Source organism: Roseicyclus salinarum, assembly GCF_029624655.1.
In the GTDB taxonomy this organism is placed as follows: domain Bacteria; phylum Pseudomonadota; class Alphaproteobacteria; order Rhodobacterales; family Rhodobacteraceae; genus Roseibacterium; species Roseibacterium salinarum.
Genome location: NZ_JARRSA010000024.1, coordinates 11,945 through 34,132 on the forward strand (window position 1 = coordinate 11,945; position 22,188 = coordinate 34,132).

At 69.8% G+C, this 22,188-nt stretch carries 19 protein-coding genes; 4 read left to right on the forward strand and 15 right to left on the reverse strand.

Translation table 11 applies throughout. From position 1 onward, the window contains the following. Positions 1–2 precede the first annotated feature (2 nt). The 7 genes from P6F26_RS14580 to P6F26_RS14610 all read right to left on the reverse strand — a co-directional run bounded on the left by P6F26_RS14580 (position 3) and on the right by P6F26_RS14610 (position 7,536). A complete protein-coding gene (locus P6F26_RS14580) occupies positions 3–1,055 on the reverse strand; it encodes an ester cyclase (protein WP_278029428.1) in 1,053 nt (350 codons plus the stop codon). Then, the gene (locus tag P6F26_RS14585; RefSeq protein WP_278029429.1) at positions 1,052–1,597 is read right to left on the reverse strand and encodes an ester cyclase; all 546 of its coding nucleotides are present in this window, start codon (positions 1,595–1,597) and stop codon (positions 1,052–1,054) included. Before P6F26_RS14585 ends, P6F26_RS14580 begins: the two co-directional genes overlap by 4 nt. After that, entirely contained in the window at positions 1,594–3,081 is a 1,488-nt protein-coding gene (locus P6F26_RS14590) for a GMC family oxidoreductase (protein WP_278029430.1), read from the reverse strand. Before P6F26_RS14590 ends, P6F26_RS14585 begins: the two co-directional genes overlap by 4 nt. Before the next feature lie 52 nt (positions 3,082–3,133). Beyond that, on the reverse strand, positions 3,134–4,015 hold the full coding sequence (locus P6F26_RS14595) for a carbohydrate ABC transporter permease (protein WP_278029431.1): 882 nt from the start codon (positions 4,013–4,015) through the stop codon (positions 3,134–3,136). 15 nt (positions 4,016–4,030) lie between these two features. Beyond that, complete coding sequence (locus P6F26_RS14600) at positions 4,031–5,062, reverse strand: carbohydrate ABC transporter permease (RefSeq protein ID WP_278029432.1); 1,032 nt, start codon at positions 5,060–5,062, stop codon at positions 4,031–4,033. A 73-nt stretch (positions 5,063–5,135) separates the two neighbouring features. Further along, positions 5,136–6,389, reverse strand: coding sequence for an ABC transporter substrate-binding protein (locus P6F26_RS14605; protein ID WP_278029433.1), 1,254 nt, complete (start codon positions 6,387–6,389; stop codon positions 5,136–5,138). Between the two features lie 97 nt (positions 6,390–6,486). Continuing rightward, the gene (locus tag P6F26_RS14610; RefSeq protein WP_278029434.1) at positions 6,487–7,536 is read right to left on the reverse strand and encodes an ABC transporter ATP-binding protein; all 1,050 of its coding nucleotides are present in this window, start codon (positions 7,534–7,536) and stop codon (positions 6,487–6,489) included. Positions 7,537–7,666: 130 nt separating this feature from the next. On the opposite strand from P6F26_RS14610, the gene P6F26_RS14615 reads away from it, so the two are divergent. Beyond that, positions 7,667–8,671: a nuclear transport factor 2 family protein gene (locus P6F26_RS14615; protein WP_278029435.1), complete on the forward strand. Its 1,005-nt coding sequence runs from the start codon at positions 7,667–7,669 to the stop codon at positions 8,669–8,671. Here P6F26_RS14615 and P6F26_RS14620 read toward each other — a convergent pair. The 5 genes from P6F26_RS14620 to P6F26_RS14640 form a co-directional block, all read right to left on the reverse strand. Then, positions 8,658–9,614 (reverse strand): ABC transporter permease, encoded by a 957-nt coding sequence (locus P6F26_RS14620; RefSeq protein ID WP_278029436.1) that lies wholly within the window; start codon positions 9,612–9,614, stop codon positions 8,658–8,660. The genes P6F26_RS14615 and P6F26_RS14620 overlap by 14 nt on opposite strands. Further along, positions 9,611–11,128, reverse strand: coding sequence for a sugar ABC transporter ATP-binding protein (locus P6F26_RS14625; RefSeq protein WP_278029437.1), 1,518 nt, complete (start codon positions 11,126–11,128; stop codon positions 9,611–9,613). Before P6F26_RS14625 ends, P6F26_RS14620 begins: the two co-directional genes overlap by 4 nt. Positions 11,129–11,188: 60 nt before the next feature. Then, positions 11,189–12,103 (reverse strand): substrate-binding domain-containing protein, encoded by a 915-nt coding sequence (locus P6F26_RS14630; protein ID WP_278029438.1) that lies wholly within the window; start codon positions 12,101–12,103, stop codon positions 11,189–11,191. 64 nt (positions 12,104–12,167) lie between these two features. Further along, positions 12,168–13,634, reverse strand: a complete 1,467-nt coding sequence (locus P6F26_RS14635) for a xylulokinase (RefSeq protein WP_278029439.1) — start codon at positions 13,632–13,634, stop codon at positions 12,168–12,170. Positions 13,635–13,691: 57 nt separating this feature from the next. After that, positions 13,692–14,798 (reverse strand): zinc ABC transporter substrate-binding protein, encoded by a 1,107-nt coding sequence (locus P6F26_RS14640; protein ID WP_278029440.1) that lies wholly within the window; start codon positions 14,796–14,798, stop codon positions 13,692–13,694. Between the two features lie 93 nt (positions 14,799–14,891). On the opposite strand from P6F26_RS14640, the gene P6F26_RS14645 reads away from it, so the two are divergent. From P6F26_RS14645 to P6F26_RS14655, 3 genes are read left to right on the forward strand one after another with little or no spacing between them, the layout of a single operon-like run. Continuing rightward, positions 14,892–15,377, forward strand: coding sequence for a transcriptional repressor (locus tag P6F26_RS14645; RefSeq protein WP_278029441.1), 486 nt, complete (start codon positions 14,892–14,894; stop codon positions 15,375–15,377). After that, positions 15,374–16,156, forward strand: coding sequence for a metal ABC transporter ATP-binding protein (locus P6F26_RS14650; RefSeq protein ID WP_278029442.1), 783 nt, complete (start codon positions 15,374–15,376; stop codon positions 16,154–16,156). Before P6F26_RS14645 ends, P6F26_RS14650 begins: the two co-directional genes overlap by 4 nt. Then, positions 16,156–16,956, forward strand: coding sequence for a metal ABC transporter permease (locus P6F26_RS14655; RefSeq protein ID WP_278029443.1), 801 nt, complete (start codon positions 16,156–16,158; stop codon positions 16,954–16,956). The genes P6F26_RS14650 and P6F26_RS14655 overlap by 1 nt, the downstream gene beginning before the upstream one ends. 175 nt (positions 16,957–17,131) lie before the next feature. On the opposite strand, the gene P6F26_RS14660 is transcribed toward P6F26_RS14655, so the two are convergent. The 3 genes from P6F26_RS14660 to P6F26_RS14670 all read right to left on the reverse strand — a co-directional run bounded on the left by P6F26_RS14660 (position 17,132) and on the right by P6F26_RS14670 (position 22,187). Beyond that, positions 17,132–18,343 carry a winged helix-turn-helix domain-containing protein gene (locus tag P6F26_RS14660; protein ID WP_278029444.1) on the reverse strand — a complete coding sequence of 404 codons (1,212 nt, stop codon included), beginning with the start codon at positions 18,341–18,343 and terminating at the stop codon, positions 17,132–17,134. Positions 18,344–18,353: 10 nt separating this feature from the next. Continuing rightward, the gene (locus P6F26_RS14665; protein WP_278029445.1) at positions 18,354–20,246 is read right to left on the reverse strand and encodes an acyl-CoA synthetase; all 1,893 of its coding nucleotides are present in this window, start codon (positions 20,244–20,246) and stop codon (positions 18,354–18,356) included. A 105-nt stretch (positions 20,247–20,351) separates the two neighbouring features. Next, the gene (locus P6F26_RS14670) at positions 20,352–22,187 is read right to left on the reverse strand and encodes an ABC transporter transmembrane domain-containing protein (RefSeq protein WP_278029446.1); all 1,836 of its coding nucleotides are present in this window, start codon (positions 22,185–22,187) and stop codon (positions 20,352–20,354) included. Position 22,188: the final 1 nt, after the last annotated feature.

Here is a 22,188-nt window from a genome sequence, read left to right on the forward strand (position 1 = left end):
TCTCATGCCGCCCCCACGGGAAAGGGAATTTCGCCGGGCACGCGCGCCTTGTTGAATTCCCGCAGGCGGGCAAACACGTCCACGCCGAGCTGGCGGTAGACGTCAAGAAGGTCGACCATCACCCAGTTCTCGCGGATGAGCCCGTCCTTCACCCGCCAGAAGTCGAGGGAACACATCGTGATCCGCCTGCCCGAGGGCGCGATCCCCATCCAGCCGTCATGGGTGACCGTCTGGATCATGTTGGGCCAGCCCGTGACGGCGGCGTAATCGCCGTCGCCGAAGAAGTGGTAGGTGATCTCGTCCCAGTACTGCCCCCGGTCGGGCATCGCGTTCAGGAACGGGATCTGGTGCCAGTTGCGGAAGCCCGCGATGCCGCGCCCCGTCCCGATCCCCGCGGGCCCGTACCAGTTGGCGTTCCGGTGCCAGAACCGCGGCATCTCCATCACCTCGGGGCCGCCTTGCGACGGGTGCCGCTTCATGTGGTCGAGCATCGCCACGATGTGATCGCAACTGGCTTGCGCGCGGCCCGCGTCCCAGGGCCCCGGCACGATCCCGTCGCAGGTCGCCGGGCCCGGAATGCAGAACTCCAGGCCGAGCGACGGCGCCATGGGCCATGCCTTGGCCTGCATCATCACCTCGGGAATGTCCCAGATCGCCTGCATCTCGACGACCCGTCCCGCCTCGAAGCGGTAGAACTCGTGGAACCGCATGTGGGAAAGATGCCCCGTCGGCGGAATGTCGAACCACGGACGGACGAAGGTTCCGACGTAGTGCCCGCCACAGCCGACCCAGTCGCCGCCATGTTCGGTCCGCCCGCCCATGACGATCCAGTCACGTCTCTCGAGGTCGGGCATGGCTGCGGCGAGCGGCGCGTAGCAGACGTCGAAGAGCGCCTCGGGACCGGTCATCGTGCCGAGGGGATGGCACATCGCGACGGAGGCCTCGGGGTCGATCACATCCCTCATGGCGGCCCGGACGCGGGACGGCTCGAACTCGTGCATGGCCTCGCGCAGGGGCGCGAGCGCCGCCTTGTTCGCCGTGTGAACGTCGCTCATGCGGTCCCCCCGGAGCTTTGCGGGCGCGGGGCTTCACGACGGCCGGTGTCGAAGGCCTCCCAGCCCTCTCCCGCGAAGACGTCGTGGCCGAGCTGCGACAGCACGTGCGGAAAGTCGACCATCACCCAGTTGTCGGCGATCTTGCCATCGGCCACGCGCCAGAAATCCATGTAGCGGATCTCGACCCGTCTGCCGGTCGGCGCGATGCCCATGAATTCGCCCGAATGCGTCGCTTCCTGGCGTCCGAACGCCGCGGCCCATTCCCCCATGAAGAGCCGCGCCTCGTCGATGCAGACCTTGTCCGAAAACGCGGCCTGGAACGGGCGCTGCCAGTTGTCCTGGAATGCCTTGAGGCCATGTTTCGTGCCGCAGCCGTAATTGCCCATCCAGCGGAAGTTCTCGGCGAAGAACTCTCCGATGTCGTCGATGCGGTGCGCGTTGAGCCCGTCCACCATGCCTTCGATGACCGCGCGCGTCTCATCCGTCCGCGACAGGTCCGCATCGCGGGTCAGGACGGCCTGCAGGGGTGAGGGCACGCTCATGCCGCGTCCTGCGCGATGAAATCCGCGCCGCGCCAGCCGATCATCATCGAGGGCGCGTTCGTGTTGGCCGAAGTGAGCATCGGCATGACGCTTGCGTCGGCGGCCCAGAGCCCCCTCGCCCCCTTCACCGACAGCCTTGCCCCGACCGGTCCCTCGGCGCCCATGGAAAGCGTGCCGGCCGGATGGTAGGCCGTGCCCGCATGGTTGCGGATATGCGCCCTGAGCGCCTCGCCCGTGACGCTCTCGCCGGGAAAGACCTCGGGCGCGCGACGGGGGCCGAAATCGGCGCGCCGCAGAAGCGTCCGAAGCCGCTCCACCCCTGCCGCCATCGTCTCGAGATCCCCCTCCTCGCGGAACAGGCCCAGATCGATGGCTGGCGGCGCGGCGGGATCGCGCGAGGTCAGGCGCAGCGACCCGCGCGAGGCCGGGCGGCACAGGCAGACGTCCGCGAAATACCCCGCCTTGCGCTGGTAGCGCGGCCCCTCGTGGGCGAGGAAGAAGGGGATGAAATGCGTCTGCACGTCGGGAGGGGCATCCTCGCCGCGCGCGTTGAAGAAGGCGCCGGCCTCGCAGGTCGGCGAGGCCAGCGGGCCGCGCCGCAGGAGCCCGTAGGCGACGGGCGCCACGGCCCAGCGCGGCCATTGCGCGCGCTCCAGCCCGTAGCCCGACCCCGCCGCCTCGAAATGGAGGCCGACGCCCGGATGGTCGTGCAGGTTCCGCCCGACCGCAGGCGCATCGATCCGCGAATCGATCCCGAGGGCGGCAAGGTCGCCTCGGGGCCCCACGCCCGAGCGCATCAGGATGGCGGGCGATCCGATGGAGCCCGCGCAGAGAACGACCCCCTTGGCCGCGCGCACCTCGGTGCCGTCCGCGAGGGCGACGCCCGACGCCCTGTCGCCAGACCACAGGAGGCGGTCGACCTCGGCGCCGGTGCGCACCTCGACGTCTGGGCGGGCGCGCAGGTAGGCCCGCGCCGCCGACCTGCGCCGGTGCCGGTCCATGTTGTGCGCGAAAAGGCCCGCGCTTTCGCGGTCCGGGTGCGGGTGTGGGTCGTCGAAGATGGAGGCGAGCCCCCTGGACAGCGGGTGCGCCTCGCGCAGGCGCACGGGCCGCAGTTCCGCCTCGACGGCCTCGAAGGCCGGGGCCACCTCCGCCGCCGACCATCCCGGCACGTCCCATGCGTCGAAGTCGCGGTCGCTGCCACGGAACCAGACCATCGAGTTGATCGACCCCGAGCCCCCGACCATGCGCCCGCGCGGCACTGCGATCTCGCGCCCGCCTGCCGCCTCCTGCGGCACGGTGCGATAGCGCCAATCGCGCGGTCCGCCCAGCAGCCAGACGAGACCGAAGGGCATCGAGACGAGCGGATGCGTCTCGGGCGGCCCGGCCTCGAGCACGAGGACCGACCCCGCCCCGCGCCGCGCCAGTTCCGCCGCCATGACACAGCCCGCAGATCCCGCGCCGATGACAATGAAATCGCGCATCACGCCGGTCCGCGCACAGCGCGCCCGGGACGTGGTCGCGTCGCGCGCGCCCTCATCCCTTCACCGCGCCGGCGGTCAGGCCGCTCACGATCTGACGCTGGAAGAACAGGACCAGCACGAAGAGCGGTGCGGTCGCGGACACGACGGCGGCGACCGCGAACATGACATTGCCGGCCTCCTGCGTCGTGCCGAGGAAGCTGGCGATCGCGGGGATCATCGTCTCGTTCTGCTCCGACAGGAGCATCGAGGTCACGGCGAAGTCGTTGTAGGCGAGAAGGAAGCTGAAAAGGCCGGTGGTGATGACGCCGGGCCACATCACCGGGATGATGACGTGCCGGAACGCCTGGAACCGGGTGCAGCCGTCCACCATCGCGCTTTCGTCGAGGTCCTTGGGGATGTTCAGGAAGAACGAATGCAGCATCCACAGCGTGAACGGCTGGTTGATCGCCACAAGGACGATGATCGTCGTGGGCAGGATGCCCCAGATGTTCCACTCGAAGAAGGGCAGCAGGTAGCCCGAGACCAGCGTGATATGCGGCATCGCGCGGAACACCAGCGCCAGCATCAGGAGCCAGAAGGCGTATCGGAAGCCCGACCGCGCCAGCGCGTAGCCGCCGAGCGTGCCGAAGGTGAGCGAGATCACCACGGTGAAGAAGACGACGATCATCGTGTTCAGCACGGGGCGCCAGAATTCCTCCTGCACCCATGCGCCGTAGTAGCCCTGCAGCGTGAAGGCGCTGCCCGTCTCGCGGATCGTGTTCACGCCGTAGAGCGCATTGCGCCAGTCGGCCCGAGAGAAGAAGTCCGACTGGACCTTGAAGCTGCCCCAGAGCGTCCAGAGGAACGGGAAGGACGCGATGACGAGCCAGAGGATCACCAGCGCGACCGAAAGGACGGTCAGGAGCGTGATGCGCGATTGCGCCTTTGTGGCCATGATGCTCGCCCTCCCTCAGTGCGCCTTGCGGTTGAAATCGCGCCAGGTCCGGATCAGCACCGGCGCAAGCAGGATCGCCACCCCGACGATGGTCAGCATCGAGGTCGCCCCCGCCGAACCGTAGAGCGGGTTTCCCGCCTCGCGCAGGTCGTTGAAGATGATCCAGCTCAGCGAGGTCGCGTAGGCCTGCGCCTGGAAGCCCACGACGGGCTCGAAGACACGGAAATTGTCCATCAGCTGGATCAGCGTGATGAAGATCACCAGCGGCATCAGGTGCGGCACGACGACATGGCGCATCCGCTGCCATTTCGAGGCGCCGTCGATCATCGCGGCCTCCATCGTGTCCTGCGGCACCGTCTGCAGGCCCGCGTAGAAGACGATGAAGCTGAACGGGATCGACGACCAGATGCCGTAGACGATGAGCATGAGCCACGTCAGCCCGGCGGACGCGCGCAGGCTCAGGCTGGGGTCGTTCATGATGTTCTGGATCGTGGCGCCGATGATGCCCTCGGCGTCCACCATCCACAGCAGGATCAGCGACCCGACCAGCGGCGTGACCATCATCGGCAGCAGCGACACGAAGATCGTCGGGCCCTTGAACATGCGCGGCAAGTTGTTGACGCCGACCGCGATGGCGAGGCCCAGAAGCAGGACGAAGGGCGTGACCACGAAGGTGTAGGTCAACGTGAAGGCGAGAGCCCGGTAGAACGGCAGGCCCAGCACGCGGTCGAGGAAGGCGCCCACGGTGTCGGTGGTGGCCCAGGCCTCGCCGATCTGCTCGAACGCGAGATGCGCGCGGTTGGTATAGGTCTTGAGACCGTTGAACCGGCCAAGCGGCGCCTCCTCGCGCAGGGCGCGGGTGGCCTCCTGGTCCACGGCGGTGGACTCGGTGCAGCCGAAGGGGCCGCAGCTTTCGGTGACGACGATCACCTGCTCGTGCTGGATGTGCAGCGACTGGATGAAGACCGAGACGATGGGCAGCGCGATGAACAGCGTCATCGCGGTCAGCGTCGGAAGGATGAACCAGAAGAAGGTCTTGTGTTTCATGCGCCGCGCCCCCGTCGCGCCCCAGGATGGGAGGGAGGGCGGGGCCCGCAAGGCCCCGCCGCCCGTGTCCGCCTTACTGCAGGAAGCCCGCTTCGCGCGCGGCGTCGCGATATGCGGCCTCCACGTCGGCAAGCGCCTGCTCGGCGCTTTCGTTGCCCTGCATGAAGTCAGCCAGTTCGGCGCCGAGCGCGTTGTGCAGGAGGCCGATCTGGGGGACCATCGGATAGGGCTTCGCCCCGCCCCGCGCGGTCGCCGACACGCCCGCGGCCGCCGGGCCGGGGGTGAAGCCGTCCAGAAGCCACACGGCGTCGTCGTTGTGGGCTGCCACCATCTCGGGCGTCAGCGCGCTGGCGAGCGCCGCGAAGGTCGCCTCGGCCTCGCTGTCGGGGACGTTGGCGGCGATGGTGAAGCCGTCCCACCAGAGCGTCGCGGCGGGAATGCCGATGCCCTCGACCACGGGGGCCGCGGCCAGCACGGTGTTGCCCGTGACCTCAGGCGAGGACCCCTCGTCGTCGAGGATGACCGAACCGCGCGAGCCCCACATCATGCCGAGCGCGGCCTGGCCGGCCTCCCACGTCGCCTGGGTCTCGTTCGAGGCCTGGCTGAGGTGGTCGGGATGGGCGTATTCCGCCAGCGCCGCCAGCGTCTCGAGCGTGGCCACGCCCGCCTCGCTGTTGACCAAGGGATTGGCGGTGCCCGGCTCGAAGAATTCGCCGCCATGCGCGAGGAACACGAGGTTGAACGTCTCCGCGAGGTTCCAGCCGACCTGCATGTTCATGACCACCGGATGCTCCATGATGCCCGCGGCGCGAATGGCCTCGGCGGCGGCGAGAAGCTCGTCGAAGGTCGCCGGGACGCCCTCGACGCCGGCCTCCTCCAGGATGTCGGTCCTGGCGAAGAGGTGCTGGGAGTTGGCCATGAAGGCCACGGCCATCACGTCTCCGTTGATGGTGATCAGCAGGTTGGGGTCGATGTTCGCGCCATAGGCCTCGACCAGATCGTTGAGCGGACGCACCAGGCCGTCGTTCATCAGCTGCGTGAGCGTCGCGTTGGCCACGATGACGGAGGTGTATTCGGCCGGATCGGGCGTGAGCGCGGCGTTCATGATGTCCCGCGCCTCGGTCGTGTGGTTGCGCTGGAACTCGGAGGCGGCGGCGCCGCAGTTTGCCTCGGCGGTGCCCGCGACGGCGTGGATCGCGGGGAAGTCGCTGGCGAGGATGCGGATCGACTGCCCCTCGGGCCCGCAGATCGCGTGCCCGTCGGCGTAGGCTGCCGAAGCCATCAGGCCGACAAGGCTTCCCGCTGCGGCGAGTGTCTTGAATGTCATGGTCTTCTCCCTGTTTCTTTTTCGGGTGGATGCGCCTTGCAGGCAGGCATCCCGTCCTTGTGGTCCGGGCCTCCGGCCCGGGCTTTGCTTGCGGGGCTCAGGCCCCCATTCGCTCACCGTTCTTGCCGTCGAACAGGTGGCAGATCCCTGCGGGCACGGCGATCGACACGCGGTCGTCGATCTCGGCCCGGAACGTCTTGTCGGCCCGGACGCTGACCAGCGTGCCGCCGATGCGCACCGTGACCATCGTCGCGTCGCCCAGAAGCTCGAGCGTGTAGATCGGCGCGTTGATCTGGCCGCCCGCCTCGACCACCTGCGCGTCCTCGGCCCTGTAGCCCAGCGTGGCGGGCCCGTCCGGCGCGGAGAGGCCGGTGACCTCGACGTTCGGCGCGGTGAACACGCCGTCCCTGACGGAGCCGTCGATCAGGTTCATCGCGGGGTTGCCGATGAAGCTTGCGACGAAGGTGTTCGCCGGGCGGTCGTAGATCTCGGTCGGGCTGCCGACCTGCTGCACGACGCCCTTCTTCATCACCACGACCCTGTCGGCCAGCGTCATCGCCTCGATCTGGTCGTGGGTGACGTAGATCGTGGTGACGGCAAGCTCGTGGCTGAGGTTCTTGATCTGCGCGCGGGTCGAGACGCGCAGCTTGGCGTCGAGGTTCGACAGCGGCTCGTCCATCAGGAACACGTTGGGCTCGCGCACGATCGCGCGCGCCAGCGCCACGCGCTGCCGCTGGCCGCCCGACAGCTCAGCGGGCTTGCGGTGCAGGAACTCGTCGAGCTCCACCATCGCGCTGGCGCGGCGCACCTTCTCGTCGTGGGTCGCGGGATCGATGCCCCGCACCTTCAGCGGAAAGCGGATGTTCTCGTAGACGTTCATGTTGGGGTAGAGCGCGTAGGACTGGAAAACCATGGCCACGTCGCGGTCCTTGGGCTCCAGGTGCGTCACGTCGCGGCCGTCGATCAGGATCTCGCCGTCGGTGGGATCCTCCAGCCCGGCGATCATGCGCATCGTGGTGGTCTTGCCGCAGCCCGACGGGCCCAGCAGCACGAGGAACTCGCGGTCGGCGATGGTGAGGTTGAAATCGTCCACGCCGACGAAACCGCCCCAACGCTTGCAAACGCCGTTCAGCTTGATTTCCGCCATGGCCGTCCCCCCTGAAGGTCTCTGGGATGCGCATTTTTGCATACGCTTGCAAAAAGCCTAGACAGGAATTCCGCAAGCTGGCAACAGTTTTCTTCGGAGCACGGCCCCCGCGGCGGGAGAGCGGAACGACATGACCGAATTTCAGGCGGAAAAGGCGCTGGTCCGCGCCCACCACGCGGCGCTGGCGGCCGCGACACCGCGCACCGCGGCAGCGGCGCTGGCCGAACACACCGCCCCGGACTGGCAATGGCGCGGCATCTGCCCCTTCGACGAGCGCCGCGGCGCGGACGAGGTCGCGGACGTTTTCTGGACACCGCTCCTGACGGCGATGACGGCGCTTCAGCGGCGCGAGGACATATTCTTCGCGGGCCGGAACGAGATCGACGGTTTCCGGGGAACTTGGGTCGTTTCGATGGGCCACCTTGCGGGACTGTTCGATGCGTCATGGCTCGGCATCCGGCCCACGCGGAAGCTTGCGATGCTGCGCTATGCCGAGTTCCACCGCGTCGAGGACGGCCGCATCGCCGAGACGGCGCAGTTCGCCGACATCCCCCACCTGATGACGCAGGCGGGCCAGTCCCCCTTCGGCCCCGCCACCGCGCAGCACATGGTGCAGCCGGGGCCGCGCACGCATGACGGCCTTCTTCTGGGCCCGCAGCCGCGGACCGAGGGCGAGGCGACGCTGGCCGCGATCGACGCCATGATCTCGGATCTCGGGACCTGGCAGTCGGGGCTGCCGCTCGAGGACGAGCTTCGCCGCACCTGGGCGGAGGACATGCTGTGGTGGGGTCCCGAGGGGATCGGGGCGACCTACACGATCCCGCGCTACGCCGCGCAGCATTCCGGCCCGTTCCGCGCCGCCTTCACCGACCGCTCGCGCACGGGCCACGTCGCGCGGCTGGCCGAGGGGCACTACGGCGGCTTCTTCGGCTGGCCGAACTTCACCGCGCGCCACGCGGGCGGCTTCATGGGCCTGCCCGCCGGCGACCGCCCGGCGGAGTTCCGCGTCGTGGACATCTACCGCCGCGAGGGCGATAGGCTGGCCGAGAACTGGGTCTTCATCGACATGCTGCACGTCATGCGCAGCCAGGGCGTCGACGTGCTGGGCCGGATGCGGGCGATCAGCGGCGCCTGAACGCCCCCAGCCTGCCCGAGGCGACGGCGAGGATGATGATCGTGCCCACGAGGACCTCGCGGATGTAGCTGTCCACGTTCATCTGCGTCAGCCCGTTGTCGAGCAGCCCCAGCAGAAGCACGCCCAGAAGCGTGCCGAGCACGCGCGGCTCGCCCTCCTCGCTCATCGTCATGCCGAGAAACACGCAGGCGATGGCGTCGAGCATCAGCCCGTCGCCCTGCGTCGGATTGGCCGAGGCGACGCGGCTGGCATACATCAGCCCCGCGACCGCAGCGCCGAGACCGGTGAAACAGAACGCCAGCAGCCTGAGCTTCACGACCCGCGTGCCCGCGAGGCGCGCGGCCTCGATGTTGCCGCCGATCGCATAGAGCCGGCGTCCGTAGGGCGTCTGTTCCAGCACCGCCCAGATGATGGCGAGCACCCCGAGCGCGACCAGCGACAGTGCTGGCACGCGAAGGTCCCCAAGCTCGATCCCCGACCGCGCGAAGCCCGAGAAGGAGGCCGGGATGTCACGCCCGAAGATGGTCCGGCCGTCCGAGACGAGGAAGGCAAGGCCGCCGAAGACGGTCATCGTGCCAAGCGTCGCGACGAAGGGCAGGATGCCGAGGACGCTGACCAGAAGGCCGTTCAGAAGCCCGCCCGCGACCCCCACGCACAAGGCCGCCGCGATGGCGAGCCCCACGGGAAGGCCCGCCACGAACAGGACCGCCGCGACGACCCCCGCAAGCGACGCCATCGCGCCCACGCTGAGGTCGAAATCGCCCATCGACATGACCACGGTCATCGTGAAGGCGACGACGGCCAGCATCGATATCTGCTGCGTCACGTTCAGCAGGTTACGCGCGCTCAGGAACGTGTCGGGCAGGTTCACGGCGAAGAAGGCGACCATCGCCGCAAAGCCCAGAAGCGTGCCGTAACGGCGCAGCGATGCCCCCCACGTCATGCCACCGCCTCCACCGGCCGGTCGCCGTAGATCATCGCCAGAAGCGCCGAGGCGGTCAGCCCGTCGGTCGGCACGATCCCCGCCTGCCGCCCGCCGCGCAGCACCAGGATCCGGTCCGACAGCCCGATGAGCTCGGGCAGGTCGGTGGAGGCCATGACGACCGCGGTGCCCTTCGCGCCGAGGTCGCGGATCATCGCGTAGATGTCCTCGCGCGCGCCGACATCGACGCCCCGCGTCGGCTCGTCCAGAAGCGCGAGCCTCGGGCGGCCCGCGACGGCTCGGGCGAAGACGACCTTCTGCTGGTTCCCGCCGGACAGCGTCGAGACGCTCTGGTCGATGCTTTCGTGTTTCAGTCGGACCTCCCTGCCCCGCGCCTCGGCTTCGGCGCGCTCGGCGCGGGGCCGCGACCACAGGCCCGCGCGGCTGAGGCGCGACAGGTGCGGCAGCACGACATTGGGCGCGATGCCCCGGCGCAGCATCAGCCCCTCGCGCCGCCGCTCGCGCGGGACGTAGGCCATCCCGGCGGCCCAAGCCTCGGCGGCCGAGCGCGGGGCCTCGCGGCCGAGGAAGCGCACGCGCCCGCCATGAGGCAGATCGCCCAGGATCGCGCGCAAAATCGCGGATTGCCCGCCCCCCTCGAGCCCCGCGATGCCCATGACGCCGCCCTCTCGCAGCGTGAACGAGACGCCCGAGGCGCCCCCGGCGGACAGATCCTCGACCTGAAGAAGAACGGCCTCGCCCGGCGCGGAGGCGCGCGCGGGATAGGCGTCGGCCACCTCGCGGCCCGTCATCGCCTCGATGATGCCCTCGCGCGAGGTCTCTGCCATCGGGCAGGACAGAACGACCGCGCCGTCGCGCAGGACCGTGACGCGGTCGGCCAGTTCCACCACCTCGGCCATCCGGTGCGAGACATAGAGGATCGCCGCCCCCCGCGCCTTCAGCTCGGCGATCACGCCAAAGAGACGGTCGGCCTCGGCATGGGTCAGCGCGGCCGTCGGCTCGTCGAGGACGAAGACCGACGGCGCGGTATCGTCGGCGGCCACGAGCCCCGCCAGTACGGTCAGCATCCGGTCGCCCGTGGACAGCCGCCCGGCCGGCGCGTCGACATCGACATGGTCCGCGCCGAAGCGCCCAAGCGCCTCGCGCGCCCGCGCCCGCATCGCGGACCAGTCGACGGCGAGGCCGAGCCGGCGCGGCGTCCGGCGCGACAGCAGGATGTTCTCGGCCACAGACAGCGACGGCACGATGTTGAGTTCCTGGTGGACGAAGCGAAGTCCGAGGGCGGCGGCGTCCTCGGGGCCGGCGAGCGCGCGCGCGCGACCGTCGAGCGTCAGCCGCATCGCGTCGGCCGGCACGATCCCGGCGAGCACCTTGATGAGCGTGGACTTGCCCGCCCCGTTCTCACCCATCAGCGCATGGACCTCGCCCGCGCGCAGCTTCAGGCCCACGCCGCGCAGGACGCGGGCGGGCCCGTAGCTCTTGTCGAGACCGGAGATGGCGAGTTCCTGCATCATGCGACGGGGTGCGGGGCGGCCGCGATGGGCCGCCCCGGACGCGATCCCGCGATCCCCGCCCTAGTCGGCGACGTTGGCCGAGGTGATCAGGCGCGTCGGCACGTAGGTGACGGGCGCGGTGATCGTCTCGCCCCCGATCAGCCGGGCCACGGCCTCGGCCGCAGCGGCGCCGATGCCCTCGAAGTCCTGCGCCATGGATGCCTCGAAGCTGCCCCCCGCCGCGATGGCGTCGCGCGCCTGCGGGTTGGCGTCCATGCCGACGATGACGATGCCCTCGCCGGCGCGTCCTGCGTCCTCGATGGCCTGAAGCGCGCCGAGCGCCGGCTGGTCCCATGCCGCCCAGACCGCGTCGATGGAGCCCGGCTCGGGGTTGGCGGCCAGAAGCGCCTCCATCTGCGCGCGGCTGTCGGCGATGCCGCCGTCCTGCACGTCGGGCGTGACGCGCGCGATCACCTCGAGGTCGGGGGTGTTGGCGAAGATGGCGTCTGCGATCACGCCGCGGATCTGGACCGGCGGGAAGGGATCGAAGACAAACATCACCACGTTGCCTTCGCCGCCAAGCCGGTTGACGACGTAGGCTGCCGTCTCGGCCGCCATCGCGTAGCCGTTGGAGGTCACGTTGGTCTCGAGGTAGGGCGACATGCCTGCGTCCATGCCGACCACGGGGATGCCGGCCTCCTCGGCCATCGCGAGGCCCGCCTCGACCTGAGCGGGATCCACGTTGATGACGATGGCGTCGACGCCCTGCGTCACCGCGTCCTCGATACGGCTGATGACGGCCGCGATGTCGCCGGCCGTATCGATCACGTTGACTTCCCAGCCGCGCCCTTCGGATGCGGCCTCGAACCCGTCGACGTAGAACTGCGTTCCGGGCTGCGCGAGGTAGGGGGTGATCACCGTCACCCGCTCCTGCGCCGCCGCGCCCGATGCCACCAGCATGGCGCCGAGGCCGAACAATACACCCTTGAATGGCATGTCTCTTCCCTCCGTTGGATCGTTTTGCCGGACCATGCCCCGCCGCACGGACAGGGGCAAGCGCCTAGCCCATCGCGGCGAGCGCATGGTTGGTGGCGCGCGCCGCGTCGTAGGCCGGACGAAAGAGCGCATAAAGCGCCTCGGCCCGCTCCTGCGCCATCGGGTCGGGCCGGTACGTCCTGTCGAAGCGCACCGCCGAGGCGAGGGCCGCGTCGAGGTCGGAATGAAGGCCTGCCGCCACCGCGGCCAGCGCCGCGGCGCCGAGCGCACCGGGGTCCTTCGCCTCGAGCCGCTGCAGGTCGCGCCCGAGAACGTCGGCCCGGATCTGGTTCCATGTGTCCGAGGCGAACCCGCCGCCGCCGCAATGCAGAAGACCCGCGCGCGTCCCCGACGACGCGTCGAGCGCCGCGAAGGCCAGCCGGACCGACATCGCCACGCCCTCGAGCACTGCGCGCGCCATCTCGGCGCGTCCCATGCCCGCGTCGAGCCCGAGGAAGGTGCCCCGCGCCGAGCCGTCCCAGAGCGGCGCGCGCTCGCCCGACAGATGCGGCAGGAACAGAAGGCCCGGCCCCTCGGGCGCCAGCGCCGCGACCTCGGCCATCAGCGCCTCGGGCGCGGTGTCGAACAGGCGGCAAAGCCACGCCAGCGACGCGCCGCCCGATTGGGTCGGCGCGGCATGCAGCGTCAGGCCCATGTGCGGCGGGAAGACCAGCGCCCCGTCGGCGGGGCGGACCGTGCCTGAAATGACGCCGGGGATCTCGCTCGTGCCCGAAAGATACATCGCATCGCCCTCGGCGCGCACCCCGACGCCGAACATGGACGCCCATGCGTCCATCAGCCCCGTGGCCACCGGCACCGCGCGCGCCGCTCCCGGCAGGACCGTCTCGCCCGCGATCGAGATGGGGTCGCGCAACTCGGGCAGACGGCCCGCGCCGCCCGCGATCCGCGCGAAGAGGTCGGCCACGAATTCGCCGTCCAGCCCCACCGCGCCGACCTGGCTGACCGGGTCCGACACGAAGACGCCCGTCAGCCGCCCGATCACCCAGTCCTTTGGCAGAAGCACCAGCGACGTCGCCTGCCAGACCTCGGGCCTCGCGTCCTCCATCCAAGCCATGCGCGCGGCCATGTGGCTGGCGTCCACGCCCATCGGCGCGCCCCACCAGGCCTGCCGCTCCTGCGCGCCGATCGTGCCGTCGAGCGCGGCGGCGGCGGTTCCGGCGCGGGTGTCCGCCCATGTGATCGCGGGATGCAGGACCGCCCCGTCCGCGCCCGCGAAGACATGCGTGTTGACCTGGCTCGTGACGCCCACCGCCTCGATGCGCGGCGTAAGACCCTTCGCCGCGATTTCCTCGAAGGCCGCGGCGAGGCATGACATCCAGTCCTCGGGATCCTGCTCGACGAAGGCGCCCGCGCGCCGCGTCGGATAGGGGCGCGCGAAGCGATGCCGCTCGCGGCCCTCCGCATCATAGGCCACGACCTTCACGGCCGTGGTCCCGATGTCGATCCCGAGGATCAGCTGCGCGTCGTCCATCCCGCTCACTCCCTTGCCGGGCCAGAGCCTAGACGTCCCGCGCTCCTCCTTCCAGCGTCAGAAGCAGGCTTCGAAACTGTCGGCCATTCCGCGGATCAGTGCCGGGTAGAAACCCGGCCCCGGCGTCAGCTCCGCGCCTACCGGGTCGATCACGCCGATCGTGGCGCCGCTGCCCTCGAAAACCGCGTCGACCATGCCGCGGTTGAACTGCGGCTCGGCGAAGACGCAGCCCGCGCCCAGTTCTGCCACGAGGTCGCGGATCTCGGCCACGCGCGCGGGCCCGGGTTCGGAGGCGTCCGAAACCGAGATCGCACCAGCCGCCTCGAGCCCGAAACGGGCCTCGAAATACTGGTAGGCGTCATGGAAGACGATGAAGGGCCGTCCCCGCAGCGGCGCCATCCGCCCCTCGACCTCGGCGATGAGCGCGTCGATTTCCGCGCGCCCGGCTCTCGCATTGGCGCGATAGGCCGCCGCGTTGCCCGGGTCGAGCTCCGAAAGCGCCTCGGCGATGTCGGCCATCCAGATCCCGGCGTTCACGGGATCGAGCCAGGCATGGGGATCGATGCCCTCGTGCGCGTGGCCATGCGCGTCGTCATGCGCGTGATCGTCGTGATGGTCGTCGTGCGCATGCTCGTCGTGGTGCTCGCCGTCCGCATGCTCGTCGTGGTGGTCGTCGTGCGCATGGTCGTCGTGGTGCTCGTCGTGCGCATGGTCGTCGTGGTGCTCGTCGTCCGCATGGTCGTCGTGATGCTCGTCATGCGCGGGGTCGTCGTGATGGTCGTCGCCGCCATGCTCGTGAGCGCCGAAACGCGCGCCCGTCCGCGTCTCGCGCCTGATCGCGCCCTCGACCTCGAGAAGCTTCAGGCCGGGCGCGTCGCCCGCGAGCCTGTCGATCGCGTCCGCCATCCATGGCGTCAGCTCCGGCCCGATCCACACCACGAGATCCGCGGCCTCCAGCGCGCGCGCCTCGGAGGGGCGCAGGGAATGCGCGTGCGGCGACGCGGTGGCCGGCAGCACGAGGTCGGGCTCGCCCACCCCCTGCATCACGCGCGCGACCAGCGAATGGACCGGCGCGACATCCACGGCGACGCGCGGCACCTCCGCCAGCGCGCCCCCAGCGGCCACGCTCAACGCCAGCGCCGACACTCCTGCAAATCGCACCATTTCCATGTCTCCTGATGTGATGTTATAACTTCGCATGGGTTGATACTTGTGATGACATAACATATCAAGCCCCCACGACACGGCAGGATCCCCATGCAGACGATCGGCTTCGCCCGGCACGACCACCAGCATTGCATCGCCTCGACCATCGAGGCGGCGGCGACGCGCTGCGCGGCCGAGGGGCTTCAGTTCACGCCCGTCCGGCGCCGCGTCCTCGAGATCCTGCTGGAGCGGCACCGCGCCATGGGCGCCTACGACATCCTCGAGATCCTGCGCGACGAGGGCATGGGCGCGCAGCCGCCCGTCGCCTACCGCGCCCTCGATTTCCTGATCGCGCATGGCTTCGCGCACCGGATCGAACTTCTGAACGCCTTCATCGCCTGCCATCATCCCGACGAGCGCCATACCCCCGCCTTCCTGATCTGCAGGGCGTGCAACGCCGTCGCCGAAGCGCCGTCGGGCCCCTCCCGCGAGGGGCTGAACGCGACCGCGGCCGCGGCGGGCTTCACCGTCGAGCGCAGCGTCGTCGAGGCGACGGGTCTCTGCCCGAACTGCGCCGACGAAGGCCGGCGGACATGAACGGGGCCGGCGCGGGGCGCCTGATCGAGGCGCGCGGCCTTGCCGTCGGATATGGCGCCGAGCCTGTCCTGAGCGGTGTCGATTTCCACGTCGACCGGGGCGAGATCGTCACCATCGTCGGGCCCAACGGGTCGGGCAAGTCGACGCTGCTGCGCGCGCTGATCGGGGCGGTGACGCCATCGGCCGGCCGGATCGAGCGCGCGCGCGGCACGCGGATCGGTTATGTGCCGCAACGGCTTCATATCGATCCCACCCTGCCGCTGACTGTGCGCCGCTTTCTCGATCTGCCAGTCCGCGTGTCCGCCGACGAGACCGCCCGCGCGCTCGACGCCTCGGGCGCAGGCGACGTGCGGGACCGGCAGATGAGCGCCCTGTCCGGCGGCCAGCTGCAGCGCGTGCTTCTGGCCCGCGCGCTTCTCTGCCAGCCGGACGTCCTGATCCTGGACGAGCCGACACAGGGCCTCGACCAGCCCGGCTCGGCCGCCTTCTACCGCCAGATCGAGGCCGTGCGCGCCCGGCTCGGCTGCGCCATCGTCATGGTCAGCCACGAGTTGCACGTCGTCATGGCCGCCTCGGACCGCGTGGTCTGCCTCAACGGACATGTCTGCTGCGAAGGGCACCCCGAGCATGTCGCCTCGGCGCCCGAATACCGCGCGCTCTTCGGCACCGGCACCGGCGGCGCGCTGGCGCTCTACCGGCATGAGCACAGCCACGCCCACGATCATTCAGCCACCGCGACGGCGCTTGACGCGCAAGTCGAAGATAATGGCGTAAGCTGATGGAATTGCTAGATAGCTTCCTTGTCCGCGCAACGCTTGCCGCGGTCGGCGTCGCGATGGCCGCAGCCCCCTTGGGGGCCTTCGTGGTGTGGCGGCGGATGGCCTATTTCGGCGATGCCACGGCCCATGCGGCAATCATGGGCGTGGCCCTGTCGCTTGGCTTCGGCATCTCGATCTTCGCCGGCGCGCTGGTGATGGCGCTCTTGATGGCCACAGCCGTCTCCGCGCTCACCGGCCGCGGATACGCCGTGGACACGATCCTTGGCGTGCTGGCGCATTCGGCCCTTGCCGTGGGCCTCGTGGCGGTCAGCCTCCTTCCGGGAGTCCGGGTGGACCTGTCCGCCTATCTTTTCGGGGACATCCTGGCCGTCGGGCGCACGGATCTGGGGGTGATCTGGGCCGGCGCGCTGCTGGTGCTCGGCCTGCTCTGGGCGCGGTGGTCGGCGCTTCTGACGGCCACGCTGTCGCCGGAACTGGCCTGGGCGGCGGGGCTCGATCCCCGGCGCGAGCAATACGTCCTGACGCTTGCGCTGGCGGTCGTGGTCGCCGTCGCGATCAAGGTGGTGGGCGTCCTTCTCATCGCGGCGCTCCTGATCATTCCCGCCGCGGCGGCGCGGCCCTTCGCGCGGACGCCCGAGGGCATGGCGATGATCGGCGCGGCCCTCGGCGCGGTGTCCGCACTCGGCGGGATGGCCGCCGCTTGGCAGTTCGACACGCCGGCAGGCCCCACGATCGTGTGCTGCGCCGCCCTCGTCTTCGCAGTCTCGAACATGATGAAGCTTGTGACGGCAAGGTCCTGATTTTAAAAGAGAGTGACAGCGCCACGCCAATGCGCGCGCTCCATCCACAGGTCGGCTGCCCCAGCCCGCCAAGGGCGCTGCTGACGGCAGACTGCCCGATGGCGCTAAGATCCCACATACCTTTGAAACGAAACGGTTTCCTGAATTATCCACATGGGGATAACGGGGTCCCGTTTCATTTAGGGCCCCGGATCCAGTCCGTCTCGAAGACGACGTCGGCGCAGCCCGCGAAACGCGCCGCGCGCTCGATCTCGGCCACGAGACGGGCCACGCGGCCCTTGCCCATCCGCACGCCGCGCTCGGGCCAGAACGCCCGGACAGCGAGCCGCTCGCGCCCCTCCCTTGCGGCCATGTCGATGCGCCCCGCGAGCCGGTCCCCCTCGAGCACGGGAAAGACGTAGTAGCCGTATTCGCGTTGCGCCTCGGGCACGAAGATCTCGATCCGGTAGCGGAACCCGAACAGCCGCTCGGCGCGGTTGCGGTCCCTCAGTGCGGGGTCGAAGGGGCTGAGGACGCGGAGGCGCGCGGGCGGCGGCGGAACCGTGTCGAGGCAGGCGAGCGCCTCGGGCCGCATCACCGACCGGCGCGTGCGGCCGTCCGCGCCCTCGACCAGCACCTCCACGAGCCGCCCGTCACGCAGCGCGGAGGCGACCCAGGTCTTCGCCTCGTCCGGTCTCACGAGGTCCCAGAACGCCGCAAGCTCTCCCGATGTGGCGAAGCCCAACCGCTCCAGCGCGGCGCGGCAGGCCCAGTCCACCGTCTCCTCGGGATCAGGGTGGCGGGCGTTCAGCCACTCGGGCGGGATCACGCGTTCGCAAAGGTCGTAGACCTTGCGGAACCCCTCGCGCCGCGTCACCGCCAGCTCGCCAGAGCGCCAAAGGTATTCCAGCGCGGTCTTCGAGGGATGCCAGTCCCACCAGCCCGTCGACTTCGACGCCCGTTCGCCCGCGAAATCGGCGCTCGAAACCGGCCCCGTCTCGGCCACGTGGGCCAGCACGCGGTCCAGCTCGCCATGGAACTCGGGCCCGTGCCAGTTGCGCCACCGCGCGTGCAGGCGGTCGCGGTCGCGCGCGAAGCGCAGGCGCCAACGGGGAAAGAACTCCACCGGGATGATCGCGGCGTCATGGGTCCAGTGCTCGAACGTGGACCGCTTGGCGTCGTTGAGCCAGCGCAGCGAGGCCGGCCGATACGCCCTTCTGCGCGACCACAGGATCATGTCGTGGGCGCGCGCGAGCGTGTTGACGCTGTCGACCTGCACGAAGCCGAGCCGCCCGACAAGTGCGGCGAGGGCCGCCCCGGCGGCCGGTCCCGCCGGCGCCTCGGCCAGCGCGTGCCGGTCGAGAAACAGCCGCCGTGCGGCCGCGTTGCCGATCACGGGAAGGGTCACGGCGGCCGCCCTACGGGTCGCGCCAGGCCCAGGGCCGGGTATACTGGCCGAGCACGCTGTTGACCTGCGCGTCGTCCGCCTCGCCCATGCGCTTGATGACCGCGACGAGCCCGAGGCGCCGGTCCTCGCGCACCTCGGCCACCCGGGCGGGCACGCCGGCCTCCGCCAGGGCCGTGTCGTAGACCCGCGTGATGGCAAGCTTGCGCAAGGCGGGCTTGAACACCTTGCCGACGGCGGTGGTGGGCATTTCGGGCAGGATCTCCAGATGCTTGGGCACCGCCGCGCGCTCATGAACATGCTCGCGGCACCAATCCATGAGCTCCTCTACCTCGACATGCGCTCCGTCCACCAACTCGACGTAAACGCACGGCAATTCGCCCGCGAAGGCGTCGGGCTGGCCGATCGCCCCGGCAATGGCGACGGCAGGGTGCCCGGCCAGCGCCTCCTCGATCTCGGCGGGGTCGATGTTGTGGCCGCCGCGGATGATCAGGTCCTTCGCGCGGCCGGTGATCCAGAGGTAGCCGTCGGCGTCGATCCGGCCGAGGTCGCCGGTGCGAAGGAAGCGGCCGAAATGATAGAGATCGACGTTCTTGCGCTGCTCGGTATAGGTCGCGCCCTCAAGCACGCCGGGGTTGTCGACGCAGATCTCGCCCACCTCGTCGGTCTCGCAGTCGATGACGCCCTCGGGCGTCTGCTTGAGGATGCGCACCCTGCAATGCGGGAACGGGATCCCGACCGAGCCGATCTTCTTCTCGCCGTCCACGGGGTTGCACGAGACAAGGCAGGTCGCCTCGGTCAGGCCGTAGCCCTCGATGAGCGTCACGCCCGTCGCGCGTTCGAAGCGGTTGAACAATTCGACCGGAAGCGGCGCCGAGCCCGAGAACGCCGTCTTGACCGAGGAGACGTCCGCATCGACGGGCCGCTGCATCATCGCGGCGATCGCCGTGGGCACGGTGATGATGAAGGTGACGCCCCAGCGCTCCACCAGCTTCCAGAAATTGTCGAAAACGCCCTCGCCCCGGTAGCCCTGCGGCGTGGGCAGGATGATGTGCCCGCCCGACGTCACCATCGCCATCAGGATCACGTGGCAGGCGAAGACGTGGAACAGCGGCAGGGGGCAGATCACGTTGTCGTTCTCGCTGAACAGGATCGTGTGGCCGATCCAGCCGTTGTAGATCATGCCCGAATAGGTGTGCTGCGCGACCTTGGGCATGCCCGTGGTGCCGCCGGTATGGAAGAAGGCCGCCACGCGGTCGGTCGTGCCGGCCTCGAAGGTCAGCCGGTCGCGGGGGTGCCTCGCCGCCTCGGCCTGCCAGTCGACCACCTTCGCCTTGTGGCCGGTAGGGTTCCTTGGACGAATGAACGGGACGATAAGCTTCCTGATCCCTGTCATGTAGCGCAGCAGGTCCACCTCGATCACCACCTGCACGCCGGGCGCGTTGCGCACCGCCTCGGCCATCTTGCCTGCCACGTCGGACCGGGGGAATTCCTTGAGCGTCACGACGACCTTGGCATCCGTCTCGCGGAGGATGGCGGCGATCTGCTCGGGCTCCAGCAGCGGATTGATCGGGTTCACGACCCCCGCCACCGCACCGCCGAGGATGGTCACCGCGGCCTCGGTACAGTTCGGCAGCACCATGGCGACGGTGTCGGTCTCCTTCACGCCGAGCGCGCGGAACATGTTGGCGGCCTGCGTGACGCGGGCGTGCATCTCGGACCAGGTCAGCGTCTCGGCCTTGTCCTTCGGGCCCGAGAACATCTGGAACGACAGCGCGTTGCGCGCGCCATGCCTGCGGGCCGTGTCGCCGAGAAGCTCGTAGAGCGTCGTCGCGCCCCGGCTCTCGGGCCAGGGATGCTCGGCCTCGAGCGCGGCGACGTCGTCGCGATTGGCAAATCTCGCCATGGCGTCCTCCCTCTCCCGCCGCGCGGCCCTCGCCCTTCGAGGCACAGGCCGGCGCGCGGTCCAGCATGAGAGCAAGTGCCGCGCCGCGCAAGGCGGCGCGCAGGATTACTCGGCGGCAAGCCCCTCGGTGAACTGCAGCCGCGCGAGGCGCGCATAGAGGCCGCCCTCGGCCACGAGGCTGTCATGCGTGCCCTCGGCCGCGATGCGCCCGTTCTCGAAGACGAGGATGCGGTCGGCCTGCTTCACGGTGGCGAGGCGATGCGCCACGATCAGCGTCGTTCGCTCCTGCGAAAGCCGGGTCACCGCGTCCTGCACCAGCCGCTCGCTTTCGGCGTCGAGCGCGCTCGTGGCCTCGTCCAGCAAGAGGATCGGAGCATCGCGCAGGATGGCCCGCGCGATCGCGATGCGCTGCTTCTGGCCCCCCGACAGCATCAGGCCGCGTTCGCCGACATAGGTGTCGTAGCCCTGCGGCAACTCGGTGAGAAAGCCGTGCGCGGCGGCCGCGCGGGCTGCTTCCTCGACCTCGGCATCGGTGGCGTCGGGCCGGCCGAAACGGATGTTCTCGCGCGCCGAGGCCGCGAAGATGACCGGGTCCTGCGGCACCAGCGCCATCGCGGCGCGGAAGGTCTCTCGGCGCATGTCGCCCAGCGGCACGCCATCCAGCGAAATGCGCCCCGACACAGGGTCGTAGAAGCGCTGCAGTAGCTGGAACACGGTGGTCTTGCCCGCGCCCGACGGGCCCACGAGGGCCACCGTCTCGCCCGGCCGGATGCGGAAGGACACCCCGTCGAGGGCGTGGCTTTCGGGGCGCGTCGGGTAGAAGAAGCGCACGTCCTCGAACGCGATCTCGCCCCGCCCGCCCTGCGGCAGCGGCTTGCCGCGCACCGGATCCTCGACGCTGTCGTCGGTATGCAGAAGTTCGACCAGCCGCTCGGTCGCGCCCGAGGCGCGCTGCAGCTCGCCCCATATCTCGGACAGGGCGCCGACGGATCCCGCGACCATGATCGCGTAGATCAGGAACTGGATGAGCTCGCCGATCGACATGGCCTCCGCGCGGACGTCGCGCGCCCCGATCCACAGCACGCCCACGATCCCCGCGAAGACCAGCGAGATGACGATGACCGTCATTACCGCGCGCGTGGCGATCCGCTTCTTGGCGCTGTCGAAGCTCTTTTCCGTCACCGCGTCGAAGGTCGCGGCCGAGGGGCGTTCGTGGGTGAAGGCCTGCACGGTCTGCACCGCCAGCAACGCCTCGGAGGCGTTGCCCGAGCTTTCCGCGATCCAGTCCTGGTTCTGACGGCTCAGCGCCCGCAGGCGGCGGCCGAGGACGACGATCGGCACGATGACGGCGGGCACGATCAGAAGGACGGCGGCCGACAGCTTGGGCGAGGTCACCAGCATCAGGCCGAGGCCGCCGATCAGGATCAGGAGGTTGCGCAGGGCGATCGACACGCTCGAGGAGATCACGCTGAGAAGAAGCGTGGTGTCTGTCGTGATCCGGCTCAGGACCTCGCCGGTCATGATCTTCTCGTAGAAGGCGGGGCTCATCCCGATCATGCGGTCGAAGACGGACTTGCGGATGTCGGCCACGACCCGCTCGCCGAGGCGCGTCACGAGGTAGTATCGAAGGCCCGTGCCCAGCGCGAGCAGCAGCGCGATCAGGAGCGCGGCGAGGAAATATTGGTCAAGAAGCTCGGCGCTTTCGGTCTCGAACCCGTCGACGACCCGACGCACGGCAAGCGGCAGCGTGAGCGAGACGACCGCCGTGAGCACGAGCGCCCCGATCGCGGCCAGAACCAGCGTCCTGTAGGGTGCAAGGTAGGGCCCGAGGGCGCGCAGGCTGCCGATGCGGCGCGACTTCGCGCGCTCCTCGCTGGCCAGATTGGGGCCCGGCGCCACGGGCGCCGCGGATTTCTGTGGAGCTGGCCGGAGCGTCGCCATG